16 protein-coding genes and 1 tRNA gene are annotated in these 14,132 nt (G+C 32.8%); 16 read left to right on the top strand and 1 reads right to left on the bottom strand.

The genetic code is table 11. From position 1 onward, the window contains the following. Positions 1-274 precede the first annotated feature (274 nt). From M0M57_RS08700 to M0M57_RS08760, 13 genes are all read left to right on the top strand, one after another. Positions 275-925, top strand: coding sequence for a hypothetical protein (locus M0M57_RS08700; protein WP_248432621.1), 651 nt, complete (start codon positions 275-277; stop codon positions 923-925). Between the two features lie 26 nt (positions 926-951). Beyond that, on the top strand, positions 952-1,548 hold the full coding sequence (locus M0M57_RS08705; protein WP_248432624.1) for a hypothetical protein: 597 nt from the start codon (positions 952-954) through the stop codon (positions 1,546-1,548). A 35-nt stretch (positions 1,549-1,583) separates the two neighbouring features. After that, positions 1,584-3,473 (top strand): S9 family peptidase, encoded by a 1,890-nt coding sequence (locus tag M0M57_RS08710; protein WP_248432626.1) that lies wholly within the window; start codon positions 1,584-1,586, stop codon positions 3,471-3,473. Between the two features lie 204 nt (positions 3,474-3,677). Continuing rightward, positions 3,678-4,358, top strand: coding sequence for a hypothetical protein (locus M0M57_RS08715; RefSeq protein ID WP_248432628.1), 681 nt, complete (start codon positions 3,678-3,680; stop codon positions 4,356-4,358). 13 nt (positions 4,359-4,371) lie between these two features. After that, positions 4,372-5,007, top strand: a complete 636-nt coding sequence (locus M0M57_RS08720) for a hypothetical protein (RefSeq protein ID WP_248432630.1) — start codon at positions 4,372-4,374, stop codon at positions 5,005-5,007. Positions 5,008-5,031: 24 nt separating this feature from the next. Continuing rightward, complete coding sequence (locus M0M57_RS08725; protein ID WP_248432632.1) at positions 5,032-5,736, top strand: hypothetical protein; 705 nt, start codon at positions 5,032-5,034, stop codon at positions 5,734-5,736. Between the two features lie 50 nt (positions 5,737-5,786). Then, on the top strand, positions 5,787-6,734 hold the full coding sequence (locus M0M57_RS08730; protein WP_248432634.1) for an alpha/beta fold hydrolase: 948 nt from the start codon (positions 5,787-5,789) through the stop codon (positions 6,732-6,734). Positions 6,735-6,790: 56 nt separating this feature from the next. Next, positions 6,791-7,309, top strand: coding sequence for an SgcJ/EcaC family oxidoreductase (locus M0M57_RS08735; RefSeq protein WP_248432636.1), 519 nt, complete (start codon positions 6,791-6,793; stop codon positions 7,307-7,309). A 68-nt stretch (positions 7,310-7,377) separates the two neighbouring features. Continuing rightward, complete coding sequence (locus M0M57_RS08740; RefSeq protein WP_248432646.1) at positions 7,378-8,922, top strand: tail fiber domain-containing protein; 1,545 nt, start codon at positions 7,378-7,380, stop codon at positions 8,920-8,922. Between the two features lie 225 nt (positions 8,923-9,147). Continuing rightward, positions 9,148-9,942, top strand: coding sequence for an SDR family NAD(P)-dependent oxidoreductase (locus M0M57_RS08745; protein ID WP_248432647.1), 795 nt, complete (start codon positions 9,148-9,150; stop codon positions 9,940-9,942). Positions 9,943-10,009: 67 nt separating this feature from the next. Continuing rightward, positions 10,010-10,936, top strand: coding sequence for a DUF58 domain-containing protein (locus M0M57_RS08750; RefSeq protein ID WP_248432648.1), 927 nt, complete (start codon positions 10,010-10,012; stop codon positions 10,934-10,936). Between the two features lie 86 nt (positions 10,937-11,022). Then, positions 11,023-11,096 (top strand) — tRNA-Asp (locus tag M0M57_RS08755). A gap of 223 nt (positions 11,097-11,319) precedes the next feature. Further along, complete coding sequence (locus M0M57_RS08760; protein ID WP_248432649.1) at positions 11,320-11,892, top strand: pseudouridine synthase; 573 nt, start codon at positions 11,320-11,322, stop codon at positions 11,890-11,892. Positions 11,893-11,934: 42 nt separating this feature from the next. Here M0M57_RS08760 and M0M57_RS08765 read toward each other — a convergent pair whose 3' ends face one another. Continuing rightward, the gene (locus tag M0M57_RS08765; protein ID WP_248432653.1) at positions 11,935-12,411 is read right to left on the bottom strand and encodes a TspO/MBR family protein; all 477 of its coding nucleotides are present in this window, start codon (positions 12,409-12,411) and stop codon (positions 11,935-11,937) included. An 87-nt stretch (positions 12,412-12,498) separates the two neighbouring features. Between M0M57_RS08765 and M0M57_RS08770 the strand changes: the two genes are divergently transcribed. Genes M0M57_RS08770 through M0M57_RS08780 form a run of 3 tightly spaced genes read left to right on the top strand, consistent with a single transcriptional unit; the run spans position 12,499 to position 14,131 of the window. After that, positions 12,499-13,581 carry a diphosphomevalonate/mevalonate 3,5-bisphosphate decarboxylase family protein gene (locus M0M57_RS08770; protein ID WP_248432655.1) on the top strand — a complete coding sequence of 361 codons (1,083 nt, stop codon included), beginning with the start codon at positions 12,499-12,501 and terminating at the stop codon, positions 13,579-13,581. 30 nt (positions 13,582-13,611) lie between these two features. Beyond that, positions 13,612-13,845: a hypothetical protein gene (locus tag M0M57_RS08775; protein ID WP_248432657.1), complete on the top strand. Its 234-nt coding sequence runs from the start codon at positions 13,612-13,614 to the stop codon at positions 13,843-13,845. Next, positions 13,823-14,131: a type II toxin-antitoxin system RelE/ParE family toxin gene (locus tag M0M57_RS08780; RefSeq protein WP_248432659.1), complete on the top strand. Its 309-nt coding sequence runs from the start codon at positions 13,823-13,825 to the stop codon at positions 14,129-14,131. The genes M0M57_RS08775 and M0M57_RS08780 overlap by 23 nt, the downstream gene beginning before the upstream one ends. Position 14,132 lies beyond the last annotated feature (1 nt).

Consider the following 14,132-nt stretch of genomic DNA (forward strand, 5'->3'; position numbering starts at 1 on the left):
ACATAAACTAAGTTTATTATTATCGATTGAACTTGGGATTATCCAAATATAGGATTTTTTTGTTACAATTTCTTGTCGTTAGTCTATTTAAAATGTTGTTAGTCTATTGATTGTTTTTATTGAAAGTTTAAAGCTTCAACTTTGAATTCAAATTATTTAAGCAACCTCAAAATATGAAAACTTTATTAAAAGCAATTGTTATATTTCTAACTCTAACTTCAATACTATCTTGTTCAAACGATGATTCTCCAGCAGAAATTCCGGCCGAAAAAAAATGTTAACCCGTATTGACGGCTCTGGAGGAATGAGTTTTAATTCGCGAGTCGAATATAATCCAGACAAAACAGTTAAGCAACTTCGCTTAGAATCAACTTTTATATTTGATTTTTTATATGAAAATGATCAGATAACAACCATCCAATTAACAGTTAACGGTGAATCAAGAACCTATAATTTTACTTATACGCTGGGTGGCAAAATAGCGTCATATGATGATGGAGAAGAACTTGTTCAGTTACTCTACAACCCTGCCAATAATTCATACAGTTTTTCAACAAATGATGATTATGATATTACCATTACGCTCACGCAAGACGGAGATATTAAACAATATGAATTGGAAGATAATTTTTCTAATCAAGGGTCAGGTTCTGCTGTAGTCTTTTATGATGATGCCAAAAAAGGATCAATGACAAACAGCAATCCGATAAATCTTCACCTCGGTATTATTTTTAAGAGTCCTTTAGCTATGCAATATCTATTTCCATATTCTAAAAAACCAATTGAACTTATGAGCACTTCACAAGGAGTTAGTTTAGAATATAATAACACGTATGACAGTCAAGGTTTTATTAAGTCGATGACTATGTTAGCGAATGGTGAAGAAGCAGGAACCTCAAATTTTATATATACATCCATTGATTAAAATAACCTCAATTAAAACATTAAAATATGAAAAATTATATTAAAAATATCGGTTTGCTTTTTATAGCAATGGGTTTGTTTTCGTGTTCAAGTGATGATGATACAAATAATGAAACAACCTTTACAGAAGAAAATTTTTTTAACGGATATCTTCAAGCAACTGGTTTTGATGAAGAAATAGAAATTGTTGAATTACCCAATATTTTCGATGGGTCAGAATTTGGATTAGACTTTACCCCAAAAGTAAAAGGGAAAATTACAGCTTTAAAGGTCAAATTGCCTGCGGTAAATCCAACACTTAGAATTACTATTTGGAACAAAGAAACAAATACTATTCTTAGAACAGAAATAGTGAATGTAGCAACTGCCAATTCAGAATTATCTTTTGACATTCCCGATGTTGAATTGATTAAAGATAATCAATATGCAATCACGATGAATACAACCGATTATTTCAGCAGAAAAAACACAGCTGATGAACCTGTAAATTATCCAATTGTTGTAGGAAACATACAAATTAATGCCTTCAAATTTAATTTTACTGCAAGTCAAACCTACCCTTCTGAAACCGGAGATGACTTTTATGATGGCGATTTATCTTTTGATTTTATACAAACAGAATAGCTGTCGATACTTCTTTAATTTAAAACATTTTCAAAATGAAATCACTTCTAAAACTATTTTCAATAACTACATTTTTGATTCTTTTTTCGTGTAATGATGCAGAAAAAGAAGTGAAAAAATATAGTGTAGAAGATTTCTATAATTCCGAAATGGTATGGTCGTTTGGTTTTAACGCAGATGAAACAAAAGTGTTAATAACCAGCAATAAAACCGGTATTTTTAATGCTTATGAATTAAATCTCGCTGATACTACAACTACAGCTCTAACAAATTCTAAAACTAATGCCGTTTTTGGGGAAGATTATGTGCCAGGCACAACTAAAGTAATTTTTTCTTCTGATGATGGAGGAAATGAAAATACACACTTATATCTTATTGAGAAAAAGGGCGATAAACCGAAAGATTTGACACCTTGGGCGAATTCACTTAATAGCTTTTTGAGATGGAGTTTAGATAAAAAACACCTTTACATAAGATCAAGCAAAAGAGATTCAAGGTATTTTGATATTTTAAAGTTGGACACAATAAATTGGTCGCCTTCAGTTGTATATGAAAATGAAACAGCGTTTTCTCCATCCGGAATGAGTTATAACGAACGGTATGTTGTGCTCACAAACGACATTACGACAGATCATAATGAATTGTATTTGTTAGACCAGAAAACTAAAAAAACCAAAAAAATCAGTGCAGAAGAAAAATCAAAATTTAGCACCATCGGATTTGAGAAAAATGACAGCATTTTTTATTATTTAACGAATGATAAAAGTGAATTTAAATATGTTGTAAAATATAACATTCATTCAGAAAAATCAGAAATTTTATATAAAGACAATTGGGATGTAGAAAGTATGTGGTTAAGCAAAAATGAAAAATACCGCGTCATTACAACAAACAAAGACGGAAAAAATAATGTTATGCTTTTTGACCACGCCACCGGAAAGCAATTAAAAATGCCCGAAATTAAAAACGGAAATGTCACAAACGTAGCTGTTTCACACACAGAAACTAAATTATTATTAATAGCAAATAGTAGCACCAGCCCTAATAATTTATATGTATTTGATATTGAAAAAAATGAACTGAAACAACTCACTTCCACATTAAACAAGAAAATAAATCAAGATGATTTAGTCGAAGCCGAAGTAATTCGATACAAGTCATTTGATGGTTTAGAGATTCCTGCCTTGTTTTATAAACCAAAACAAGCATCAAAAAGCAACAAAGTTCCCGCTGTGGTTTGGGTTCACGGTGGTCCGGGAGATCAAAGCAGAATTGGTTACAGCACAACTATTCAATATTTAGTAAATCAAGGGTATGCTATTCTGGAAGTTAATAACCGAGGAAGTAGCGGCTATGGGAAAACATTCCATAGAATGGACAACAAAGATCACGGAAACGGCGATTTAAAAGATTGTGTTTGGGGAAAAAAATGGCTCGCTTCACAAGATTACATCGATCAAGATGCCATCGGAATCAATGGAGGAAGTTACGGAGGTTTTTTAGTCTTGTCAGCGATGGCATTTTATCCCGATGAATTTCAAGCAGGCGTAAACGTCTTTGGTGTGACCGATTGGATGAGAACATTAAAAAGCATTCCGCCATTTTTAGAATCCTTCAAAAGTGCTTTGTATGAAGAAATGGGAAATCCGTTTACGGCAGATAGTATTCGATTAAAACAAATATCTCCGATGAACAATTATCATAAAATAACAAAACCATTACTCGTTTTGCAAGGTGTAAATGATGTTAGAGTTCTCAAAATTGAAAGCGATGAAATCGTAGAAGGTGTAAAGAAAAATGGAGTTCCCGTAGAATATATCCTTTTTCCCGACGAAGGTCACGGATTTATGAAAACCGAAAATCAAATAAAAGAAACGGTTTCAACATTGGCATTTTATGATAAATACCTAAAGAAAAAAAGTTAACTGTTCGGTAGTATTTTTAAATATCAATTGAAATCAAGATTTTAAACTCTTTTTTCAATTAATGAAAGATTATAGAAAACACAGTTCTAGGTTACTCTTTCCTTCAAGTCATTTATCTATTTAAACTGTTGTTGGTCTATTTGTACTTTTTAGTAAAATGAAAATGATTCAACTTTGAATTCAAATTAATTATAACCTCAAATTATGAAAAATTACATAAAAACGTTAGTCTTTTTTTTATCAATTATTTCAATGATTTCTTGCTCAGATGATGATTCAAGTACAACAGAAACTTTTGACATTACAGAATATATAATAATTGGTAAATCGTATTATAATTTACCGTGTATAATCGCTTTTTCAACTAATGGAAAAGCCACTATCGTAAATCCTGAAGGAGTAAGCGAAAATTTTTACTCTTTTGATGGAACAAGTTTGCTAATTGATGGTCTAGGAATTGCCGAAATAGAAAATGCTGAAATTATTGATTATGACATAGTTGAAGGATATGAATTTAATAAAGCTAAATTGGTTCACACAAGTGGAAATAATGATTTAAAAGGGAAAAAATATTCAGGAACAGTTTTGTCGAACTATAATATTACATATCATTATGGCAACTATGCAGGAGAACCAAAAGATTTTACTATTCAATTTCATTCAAATGAAGATAAGTTTGGCTCTAGCGTAACTAATAATTCAGACACTATTGTTCTAAATAAGGAATACACTCCGTTAGGAAATAGTGCAGGCTATAATTATATTCCTAATCAAAGACTAGAAATATTTTATATTGAAAATAATGAATTGATATTTTTTAGTAAAATTTTCTATTATCCTGGTATTGATGAATTTATGTGGTCTGATAATTTAACTGCAGAATAGAAATTTTACAATTATGAAAAATTACATAAAAAAGTTAGTCTTCTTTTTATCTGTTATGCTAATGATTTCTTGCTCTGATGATGATTCAAGTTCATTTGAAACTTTTAACATTACAGAATATATTATTGGTGGGAAACTAGTTAACAATCGCGTTTGCATAATGATTTTTAGTTCAAATGGATTAGTTCGAATAATTAATGTTGATGAAGAAATGCAACTTAGCTATACTATAGATGGAAATAGTGTGATTCTAGAAGACTATGGTTCTTTTGAAGTTGAAAATGATGAAATTATTTTTGATGATTTAAATGACATCAACTTTGAAAATGCAGTTCTACTAAAAAAACCGGAAGAGAATCAATTAAAAGGGAAAACTTTTAGTGGAATGCTTTCTAACATTGGATTTCAGTTCGAACATTTTGTCAGATTCTCTAACAATGGTAATTTATACGGAGCAAATGAAACTTTTGAAACAGCAACTCCAAATGATAATTATGATTTAATTGGAAATGTGAGCGGTAAGTTTCAAGATGATCAATTTTCGGATGTTTTTTATTTCAATAACAATCAACTGGTTTATGAACGAAAAGTTAGTTTTCAAGGTTTACAGCCAATCTATTTTTCAAGTCAAGGTTTAGACATTCAGTAAATTAAGTTGCAAATTCATCCTACAATGGAAAAAAAACAAAACATTTTCATCCTTGCCGTAGTAGTTATTTTAATGATTACTCTAATTGGGTTTTTTAAACCTTATTTAGGCAAGTTTCCGTCATTTGAAAGCGTGCCGTTAATTACACATTTACACTTTGTTGCTTTTTCGTGTTGGTTTGTAATCTTGATTTGGCAACCTATTTTAATTCGACAAAAAAAGTATGAAACACATCGAAAAGTGGGAAGATTAACTTACCTTCTAGTCCCTATTTTAGTTTCAACTATCATAGGAATAGTGTATCATCAATTGAGTTTTTTTGTACCGGGCGAATCAAATGAAAGTGTTTACATTAATATGCTAGGTGGATCTTTATCCGGAACTTCGTTTGTTATTTATTACGTTCTGGCAATACTTAACACCAAAAATACCAGATGGCACGTGGCTTTTATAATAGCCTCGTCATTAGTATTGTTGAATCCCGGTTTAAGTAGAATGGTAGCATTAATGAGTGATAAGGAAACGGGTTTATTGGCAATGATCACAACACCTTTTATAGTGCTACTTTTTATTCTTTTGTATGAAAAATTTAGACTCAAAAAAGACATTTTAAAAAGTCCATATGCTTTAATTTTCTTATTATTTATGATGGAATTGTTTGTTTTTGCTTCCATTGCTGACTCTAAGTTTTGGAGAAGTTTTATAGAAAATCTTGCCGAAAATTACTAATCTTAAAAATAATAATGATTAAAAATATCATTAATTAAATCCATAAAAATATGAAAACGTATTCTATCATTTTGCTTCTCCTGTTCTGCATTGCTTCAAATGCTCAGGACGCTCTAAAACCAGGCGAGCACCTTGCTGACATCAACGGAATTAAAATCAATTATCACGTTGCCGGAAAAGGACCGGTTTGTTTCCTGCCTACACCGGGTTGGGGTGTTTCGATGTTCTACTTGAAAAATTCTTTACAACCGTTCGAAAAATATTTTACAATGGTTTATTATGAAACAAGAGGTTCAGGAAAATCAACAGCACCAGCAGACCCAATGCACTATAGCGATGACTATTATATGAAAGATTTAGACGGGCTAAGAACTCATCTAAAACAAGAAAAAGTTTGGCTAATGGGTCACAGTATGGGTGGGTATCAAGTGCTCAATTATACCTTGGATAATCAAGAAAAAGTGAATGGCATTGTAGCAATTGCACCTATGGCTGGAAAAGATGAGGTTTACAGGGAAGAGTTTATTCAATTAATCTATAAAAGGGAGAAAGAACCTTATTTCAATGAAGGATTTGCGGTTTTTTCACGAGAAGATACAGTAAATGTTAAGTTGACACAATTTATGCCCAAGATATTTCCGTTCTATTTTCATAATGCAGATAATATTCAAAAATTTGCCGCTTTAGCCGATTATCAACCAATGGAAACGTTTATTAGTGATGACGTTTGGGATAACACCGGCATTGCCGATTTTGGTAATAAATATCTTTTTCCCGAATTATCAAAAATCAAAGTTCCCACACTTGTTATTGTCGGTGATGATGATTTTATAACTGATCAAAAAACACAAGCCGGCAGAATTGTTGAAAAAATTCCAAATTCAAAAATGATTCTCGTCAAAGATGCAGGTCACTTCGCATGGATAGAACAACCCGACAATTTTTTTAGAGAAGCTGAAAAATGGTTAATTGAAAAAGGTTTGAAAGAAAGTAAATGAGAAGAGATAAATGAAACAATAATTTAAATAGAAAATTAATAAAAAAACCTTAAAAGATGAAAAATGTAATTTTATGCTACGTACTATTTATGAGTAGTTTTATGGCAGTAGCACAGAACAGACCAGAGGATGAAAAACAAATTAATGATCAAATCGACGCACTGATTACAAGTTGGAATACTCATAATTTTGATGATTTTTCCAATTATACCACGCAAGATTTAGACTGGGTAAACATTGTAGGTCACTGGTATAAAGGGCAAAAGCAGAATAAAACACACCTAGAAGAGCTGCACAAAACAATTTTTAAGGATGTTAAATACACAAAGTCTCAAACGCAAATACGTTTCATTACAGAGAATGTTGCCGTTGTTCATGTTTTCTGGAGTCTTGGTGCATTTTATCCCCCAGACGGAGTCAACCGAGGCAATAATAAAATGGGCGATGATAAGGAATTAGGAACCTTAGTTATGGTAAAACAAAATGGCAAGTGGTTGATTACTGCAGCTCATAATATTGTTATAAATCCGCTGGCAGCACAAAGTGATCCAATGAACCGTAATCCGAAGGATTGATTCGTTTAATTTTTTACATCTATATGGGTAATTAATTGAAAAGGCTTAAAAGAAAGTAAATAAGAAAAATGAAAAATTTAATTATATTTCTGATGCTGTTGCAAATAAGTCTTTCTTATTCGCAAGTAGGTATTGGCACAACTGATCCTAATGGAGCATTGGATATCAATTCATCCAATGATGGTTTGCTGATACCAAGAATAGCTTTAACTGCCAAGAATATAGCAACGGTGCAAACCCCTACAGTTTCAGAAATCATTTATAATACGGCAACTTCGGGCACTGCACCCAATGAGGTATTTCCTGGGTTTTATTTCTGGAATGGAACAGCTTGGACTGAGTTATCATACTCAAACAATGTCTGGAATTTACTTGGAAATAACGAAACAAATCCGACTACACATTTTATTGGTACGACTGACGATGCTGACTTAATTTTTAAAAGAAATAACAGTATAGCAGGTCGTATAGGAATCGATGGTGTCTCTTTCGGTTTTAATGCTCTGCTCAACGATATTACCCATAACAATATTGCCTTTGGAAGTAATGCATTACGTACAAACACTACTGGAATTCAAAACATTGCAGTTGGTAACAATGCTCTTCGTGCTAACGTTGGAAACAGCCGAAGTCTTGCTGTAGGAAATGAAGCTTTCTTGTATGCAGATGATAGAGTTGATGGTCGAGAAACATTTAATACTGCAATTGGTCATTATGCACTAAGAGGTAATGACAATTCCGAAGGAAACACGGGCCGCTACAATACAGCTGTGGGTGATGAAGCTTTATTTTCAAATACGTCAGGTCAAAATAATACAGTAAGTGGTCATAGAGCAATGTATAATAATACATGGGGTTTTTCTAATGTTGCGAATGGAGTATATTCGTTATTTAGGAATACAGGAGGATACTTCAATACTGCGATTGGTAGCTATTCTTTATATAGTAATACATCAGGTATTGGCAATACAGCCATAGGATATGGCTCATTTGATTTGTGTTCTGTTTGTAATTATAATACTGCTATTGGTATTAATACTCTAAATGAAATTGTTTCTGGTCAAAACAATACGGCCATCGGTTATGAAGCATTAAATTCCATTTTTTCAGGATCAAATAATATTGGGTTAGGATATAACGCCAATGTACCTTCTTCAACAGGAAGCAATCAAGTAAGAATCGGGAATAATTTTATAACCTACGCAGGCACTCAAGTAGCTTGGTCGATTACGTCAGACAAAAGATGGAAATCCAATATTCAAAACACAAATTTAGGATTAGAATTCATCAAAAAACTTCGTCCAGTCTCCTATTTCCGTGAGAATGACGAATTCAAAAAAACTGAGTACGGTTTCATCGCCCAAGAATTGGAAGAAGCATTTAATACCTCGGGTGGAGATTCTAATGGCATTATTACTATAGATGATGAAGGAATGTATAGTGTTCGTTATAACGACCTGCTTGCACCAATAGTTAAAGCTATTCAAGAATTGGAAACTCAAACTCAAAATTTAAAAGAAGAAAATAAAAATTTAAAAAACCAATTGGAACTTACGCTTAGAACATTGAATGATAAAATAGAGATTCTTACCAATAAAATAGATAATTTATAATCTAACAAAATATAAGAAAAGTTTAAAAAGTGATGTGTCGCAAATAAAAAAATCAAAATCAAAAATCAGCATTGTAAGCTTTTAGTGAAGTGAGTTTTTTTGGAAAGTTAGTTTGTTTAGATGGAAAGGTTCAGCGAAAGTTGAACCTTTTTTAATTTTTATATTCCTAATTATAAAAATTAGTACCTTTATGTTGTTGGATAGTAAGGATTTAATCAATTTAATATGAAATTTCAAAATCATATCGTTTGGATCACCGGTGCTTCTTCCGGTTTAGGACGAGCAATGGCATTAGAATTTGCCAAAAACGGTGCAACAGTTGCCGTTTCTGCACGAAGAATGGATGAATTAGATAAATTAGTTTCTGAAATTGAAAATTCCGGCGGTAAAGCAAAAGCATTTTTCTGTGATATTTTAGATGAAGTAAGTATTAAAAACTGTGTAAATCAAATAATTGACACATTCGGTAAATTAGACATAGCTGTTGCGAATGCAGGTTTTGGAGTATTCGGAAAAATGGAAGATTTAACGCAAGAAGAATGGCAACGACAATTTCAAGGAAATGTAATTGGGCTTGCTTTAACAGCTAAACATGCATTACCTCATTTAAAACAAACTAAAGGAAGACTCGCTTTAGTGGGAAGTGTAGGTGCGTATCTTCCAAATCCTTATGTTGGAGCCTATGGAGCTTCAAAAGCGGCGGTAAATTCAATTGGTCTGACTTTCCAAGTTGAATTACAAGATACCGGAGTGAGTTGTACCACATTGCATCCCGGTTTTGTTAAATCGGAAATAGCCCGAATTGATAACGAAGGAGTTTGGCATCCGGATCGTAATGATCCCAGACCTGAAAAAATGATGTGGCCTACTGAAAAAGCAGCACAAGTTATGGTTAAAGCCATTTGGCAACGAAAACGAAATTATATTTTTACAGCCCATGGTAAATTCTTCATTTGGATGCAACGCTGGTTTCCGGGTGTTATGAGAAAAATGATGGCAAAAGGACCTAAACCATCTTAACAAAAAATTAGCGGAGTCTTGTATGATTTTCTTTTGTAGCTCAAATGGGATTTGATATCTTTGAAAGATGAACATCGAATCTCAAAAAGAAATAATATCCGGTTTTAAGCATCTAGAATTACTTGCCAATCAAGTAGTAGAAGGTTTTATTTCCGGAATGCATAAATCGCCTTTTCACGGTTTTTCTGCCGAGTTTGCCGAGCATAAAGTATACAATAAAGGTGAAAGCACCAAACACATCGATTGGAAATTATTTGCAAAAACTGACCGTCTTTATACCAAAAAGTATGAAGAAGAAACGAATTTGAGATGTCATTTAATTATTGATAATTCTTCTTCGATGCATTTTCCTAAGTTAAAAAATGACGAACCTTTTTATGAAAGTAAAATAGGGTTTGCTGTTTTAGCTTCTGCGGTTTTGATGAATTTGCTTAAGAAACAACGTGATGCCGTGGGTTTAAGTGTTTATTCGGATACGTATGAATATTATGCTCCCGAGAAAGGAAGTGATCGTCATCATCGAATGGTTTTAAACAAATTGGAAGATTTATTAGAAAATCCGAAAATATCAAAACCAACCGAAACGGTTACATTTTTACATCAAATTGCCGAAAAAATGCAACGTCGTTCGATGATTATTTTGTTTACCGATATGTTTCAATCCGGTGAAGAAGAAGCACTTTTTAACGCTCTTCAACATTTGAAACACAACAAACACAAAGTCGTTTTATTTCACGTTGTGGATGAAAAAAGAGAACTCAACTTCGATTTTGATAATGCTCCAAGAAAATTTATTGATGTTGAAACCGGAGAAACCGTCAATTTATTTGCCGAAAATATCAAAGAAGCTTACGAAAAAAGTGTCGATTCCTATTTCAAAAAAGTAGCGATGACTTGTGCTCAAAACAAAATAAAATATGTTCCCGTGAATGTGGGAGCCAATTTTGAAAAAATATTAACTACATACTTGGTTGAAAAACAAATGTTTGGATAATGATTGAAAAAATATTCCAAAAAAAGTAGTCAAAACACTTGCAGATGTTGAAATCTGTTGTATATTTGCAACCGCAATTAAGCGAAGGTTTGGTAGTTCAGTTGGTTAGAATACATGCCTGTCACGCATGGGGTCGCGGGTTCGAGTCCCGTCCAGACCGCTAAATTGGGAAAAGCGATTCAGAGATGAATCGCTTTTTTGCCCAAAAAAGCATTTAAAATAGTTGTGTTGTTTTGGACGACCGAAAGGAAGTCCTGGTTTAGTAGTTAGACCAATGAAAAGCTTTCCACTTTTGTGGATAGCTTTTTTGATTTATAGCAGTTTCCCACTCAGTTTGTCATTCCGACGATAGGAGGAATCCCATTTAGTATTTGTACATTAATATGAATAACCACCGCCACTTCTTAATCCACAAACCCTACGGCTACCTCAGTCAATTTATCTATGAACTAAAGCGAACCAAAAAGTTGTTAGGCGAATTACACGATTTTCCGCCCGGAACGATGGCGATTGGTCGTTTAGACGAAGATTCCGAAGGCTTACTCATTCTTACCACCGACGGAATGATGAGCGAAGTCGTACGAAGCAAAAAAGTAGAAAAGGAATATTATGCTCAAGTGGACGGAATCATCACGCAAGAAGCCGTTGAACAACTTCAAAACGGTGTTTTAATTGGTTTTAAAGGAACCAAATACAAAACAAAAAAATGCCAAGCTAAATTGATTGATGATCCAAATTTCCCTCTTCGTTCGCAAAAAATTCGTGATGAACGACACGGACCAACCTCTTGGGTTTCCATCACATTAACCGAGGGAAAGTTTAGACAAGTTCGAAAAATGACTTCAGCAGTATGTTTTCCCACATTGCGTTTAGTTCGTGTTAGAATTGGAAATTTTCACTTAGATAATTTGCAATCGGGAGAAGTTATGGAGATTGAAAGTGTTTTGGGGGTTTAAAAGAAAAAGAGATATGAATAAGCGACTAAAAAAACAAATTTTTTACCTATTCAACCACCAAATACTTCCATTCAAAATCATCGCAAAACTTACCCAAAGTAAATACGGTATCATCAATTTACTTGCCAACGCATCAATCGGTTTAAATAATTTGATTGTTTCAAAAATCATCAACCAAAGCAACATGATTTCAGCTAAAGCTAAGAAAGGATTCTGTAATCCAAAAAATAAAAAACTCCACAACGCATTCAAAATCAATTGAATCACAAAAACCCAAAGTGCTTTTTTAACCAAAACAGGAACAGTTTCCATTTTATTCCAAACTAATCCGGCACTCACACCCATCATCACATATAAAATTGTCCAAACCGGAGCAAATACTTCGTTAGGCGGATTAAAAAATGGTTTGTTTATGGTTGGATACCAAGTAGTAATTGAAGATTGTGTCACTAAACTCGAACCATAACCAACGCCCAAACAAACGGCAACGGCAATCGCAATTTTAACTATTTTTGACATACTAATTTTTATTCAAAAGTAACAAATCTGCTTTCAAAAAAAGAGTGAATCATTCAAAAAATGTATCTTTGCCCAAAAATAAATTGAATGCTGTCACCTTCAGATTTTATTCCTAAAAATTATCAGAAAACGGTCGAAAATGGAAGTTTTCAATGGTCGGCTCCCAGCAATATTGCCTTAGTGAAATATTGGGGAAAAAAGGAAAACCAAATTCCTGCCAATCCCTCCATCAGTTTTACGTTGAAAAATTGCAAAACAATCACAAAGCTGTCTTTTTCTAAAATTGAAAAAACAGATAATTTTTCATTCGATTTATTATTTGAAGGAAAACCAAAAGAATCATTCCGACCAAAAATTCAAAAATTTCTTGAACGAGTTGAGGTTTATTTACCTTTTTTAAAAGAGTATCATTTTACGATTGATACGCAAAATACATTTCCGCATAGTTCAGGAATTGCGTCTTCGGCTTCCGGAATGGCAGCGTTGGCGGTGAATTTTATGAGTTTAGAAAAGGAATTAAATCCTGAAATGACCGATGAATATTTTAATCAAAAAGCATCTTTTTTGGCTAGATTAGGTTCAGGAAGTGCTTGCAGAAGTATAAAAGGCGAAGTCGTTATTTGGGGAAATCATCAGCAAACCGAGAATAGTTCTGATTTATTTGGGATTGAATTTTCAGATCTTCATCCAAATTTTAAAAATTATCAAGACACGATTTTATTAGTAGATAAAGGTGAAAAACAAGTTTCCAGCACATTAGGTCACGATTTGATGAATGGTCATCCGTATGCGGAAAAGCGATTTGAACAAGCTCATCATAATTTATCGAAAATTAAATCTATTTTAGCAAAAGGTGATGTGAATGAATTTGTGAAACTGGTTGAAAGTGAGGCATTAACTCTTCATTCGATGATGATGACTTCAATGCCGTATTTTATTTTGATGAAGCCTAATACGTTGGAAATCATCAACAAAATTTGGAAATTCAGACAAGAAACAGCCATTCAAGTTTGTTTCACATTAGATGCCGGTGCAAATGTTCACGTCCTTTATCCCGCAAACGTTCGCGAAGAAGTCTTGCAATTTATTAAGAATGAATTAGTTGTGCATTGTCAAAACGAACAGTATATTTGCGATGAAATTGGAAACGGAGCTATGTTTTTGGAATAAAAAAAGTAGTATCTTTATAAAAAATTTGTGATGGACATTCAATTAGAAAAGCAAAAATTAATTAAAATGCTGACAGAAACCAACGATGTTTCTATCATCAATGCGATTAAGAATGTTTTTAAAACCCAAAAAAAAGACTTTTGGGAAGAATTGACCCAAGAGCAACGTGATGAAATTGAAGAAGGAGAACGAGAAATTGAACGAGGTGAATATGTAACTTTTGAATCAATTTTAGACAAATATGGATACAAGCCGAAACGTTAAATTTTCTATACAAGCCGATAAATCATTAGAGAAAATTTTAAATTATTTATTTAGAGAACATTCAAAAAAATTGCAAACAGATTTTTTAGATAAGTTATATTTTTCATTGAATGCAATTAAATTAAATCCGGAAAGTTTTCCAAAATCGGAAATAAATAAAAAGCAATATCGTTGTGTAGTTTCTTGGCAAACTACTTTATATTATAGATTTAATAGTAAGGAAATCAGAGTGCTTGCGTTATTTGACACTCGGATGAATCCTGAAAAAATAAAAAAGATTAAATAAG

Source organism: Flavobacterium azooxidireducens (assembly GCF_023195775.1).
Lineage (GTDB): Bacteria > Bacteroidota > Bacteroidia > Flavobacteriales > Flavobacteriaceae > Flavobacterium > Flavobacterium azooxidireducens.

Excerpts from the sequence above, each read along its gene's own strand:
- M0M57_RS08715 (WP_248432628.1), top strand. The coding sequence starts at position 3,678 with ATGAAAAATTACATAAAAACGTTAGTCTTTTTTTTATCAATTATTTCA.
- M0M57_RS08760 (WP_248432649.1), top strand. The coding sequence starts at position 11,320 with ATGAATAACCACCGCCACTTCTTAATCCACAAACCCTACGGCTACCTC.
- M0M57_RS08770 (WP_248432655.1), top strand. The coding sequence starts at position 12,499 with ATGCTGTCACCTTCAGATTTTATTCCTAAAAATTATCAGAAAACGGTC.
- M0M57_RS08735 (WP_248432636.1), top strand. The coding sequence starts at position 6,791 with ATGAAAAATGTAATTTTATGCTACGTACTATTTATGAGTAGTTTTATG.
- M0M57_RS08750 (WP_248432648.1), top strand. The coding sequence starts at position 10,010 with ATGAACATCGAATCTCAAAAAGAAATAATATCCGGTTTTAAGCATCTA.
- M0M57_RS08720 (WP_248432630.1), top strand. The coding sequence starts at position 4,372 with ATGAAAAATTACATAAAAAAGTTAGTCTTCTTTTTATCTGTTATGCTA.
- M0M57_RS08745 (WP_248432647.1), top strand. The coding sequence starts at position 9,148 with ATGAAATTTCAAAATCATATCGTTTGGATCACCGGTGCTTCTTCCGGT.
- M0M57_RS08780 (WP_248432659.1), top strand. The coding sequence starts at position 13,823 with ATGGATACAAGCCGAAACGTTAAATTTTCTATACAAGCCGATAAATCA.
- M0M57_RS08740 (WP_248432646.1), top strand. The coding sequence starts at position 7,378 with ATGAAAAATTTAATTATATTTCTGATGCTGTTGCAAATAAGTCTTTCT.
- M0M57_RS08765 (WP_248432653.1), bottom strand. The coding sequence starts at position 12,411 with ATGTCAAAAATAGTTAAAATTGCGATTGCCGTTGCCGTTTGTTTGGGC.
- M0M57_RS08710 (WP_248432626.1), top strand. The coding sequence starts at position 1,584 with ATGAAATCACTTCTAAAACTATTTTCAATAACTACATTTTTGATTCTT.
- M0M57_RS08705 (WP_248432624.1), top strand. The coding sequence starts at position 952 with ATGAAAAATTATATTAAAAATATCGGTTTGCTTTTTATAGCAATGGGT.
- M0M57_RS08730 (WP_248432634.1), top strand. The coding sequence starts at position 5,787 with ATGAAAACGTATTCTATCATTTTGCTTCTCCTGTTCTGCATTGCTTCA.
- M0M57_RS08775 (WP_248432657.1), top strand. The coding sequence starts at position 13,612 with ATGGACATTCAATTAGAAAAGCAAAAATTAATTAAAATGCTGACAGAA.
- M0M57_RS08725 (WP_248432632.1), top strand. The coding sequence starts at position 5,032 with ATGGAAAAAAAACAAAACATTTTCATCCTTGCCGTAGTAGTTATTTTA.
- M0M57_RS08700 (WP_248432621.1), top strand. The coding sequence starts at position 275 with ATGTTAACCCGTATTGACGGCTCTGGAGGAATGAGTTTTAATTCGCGA.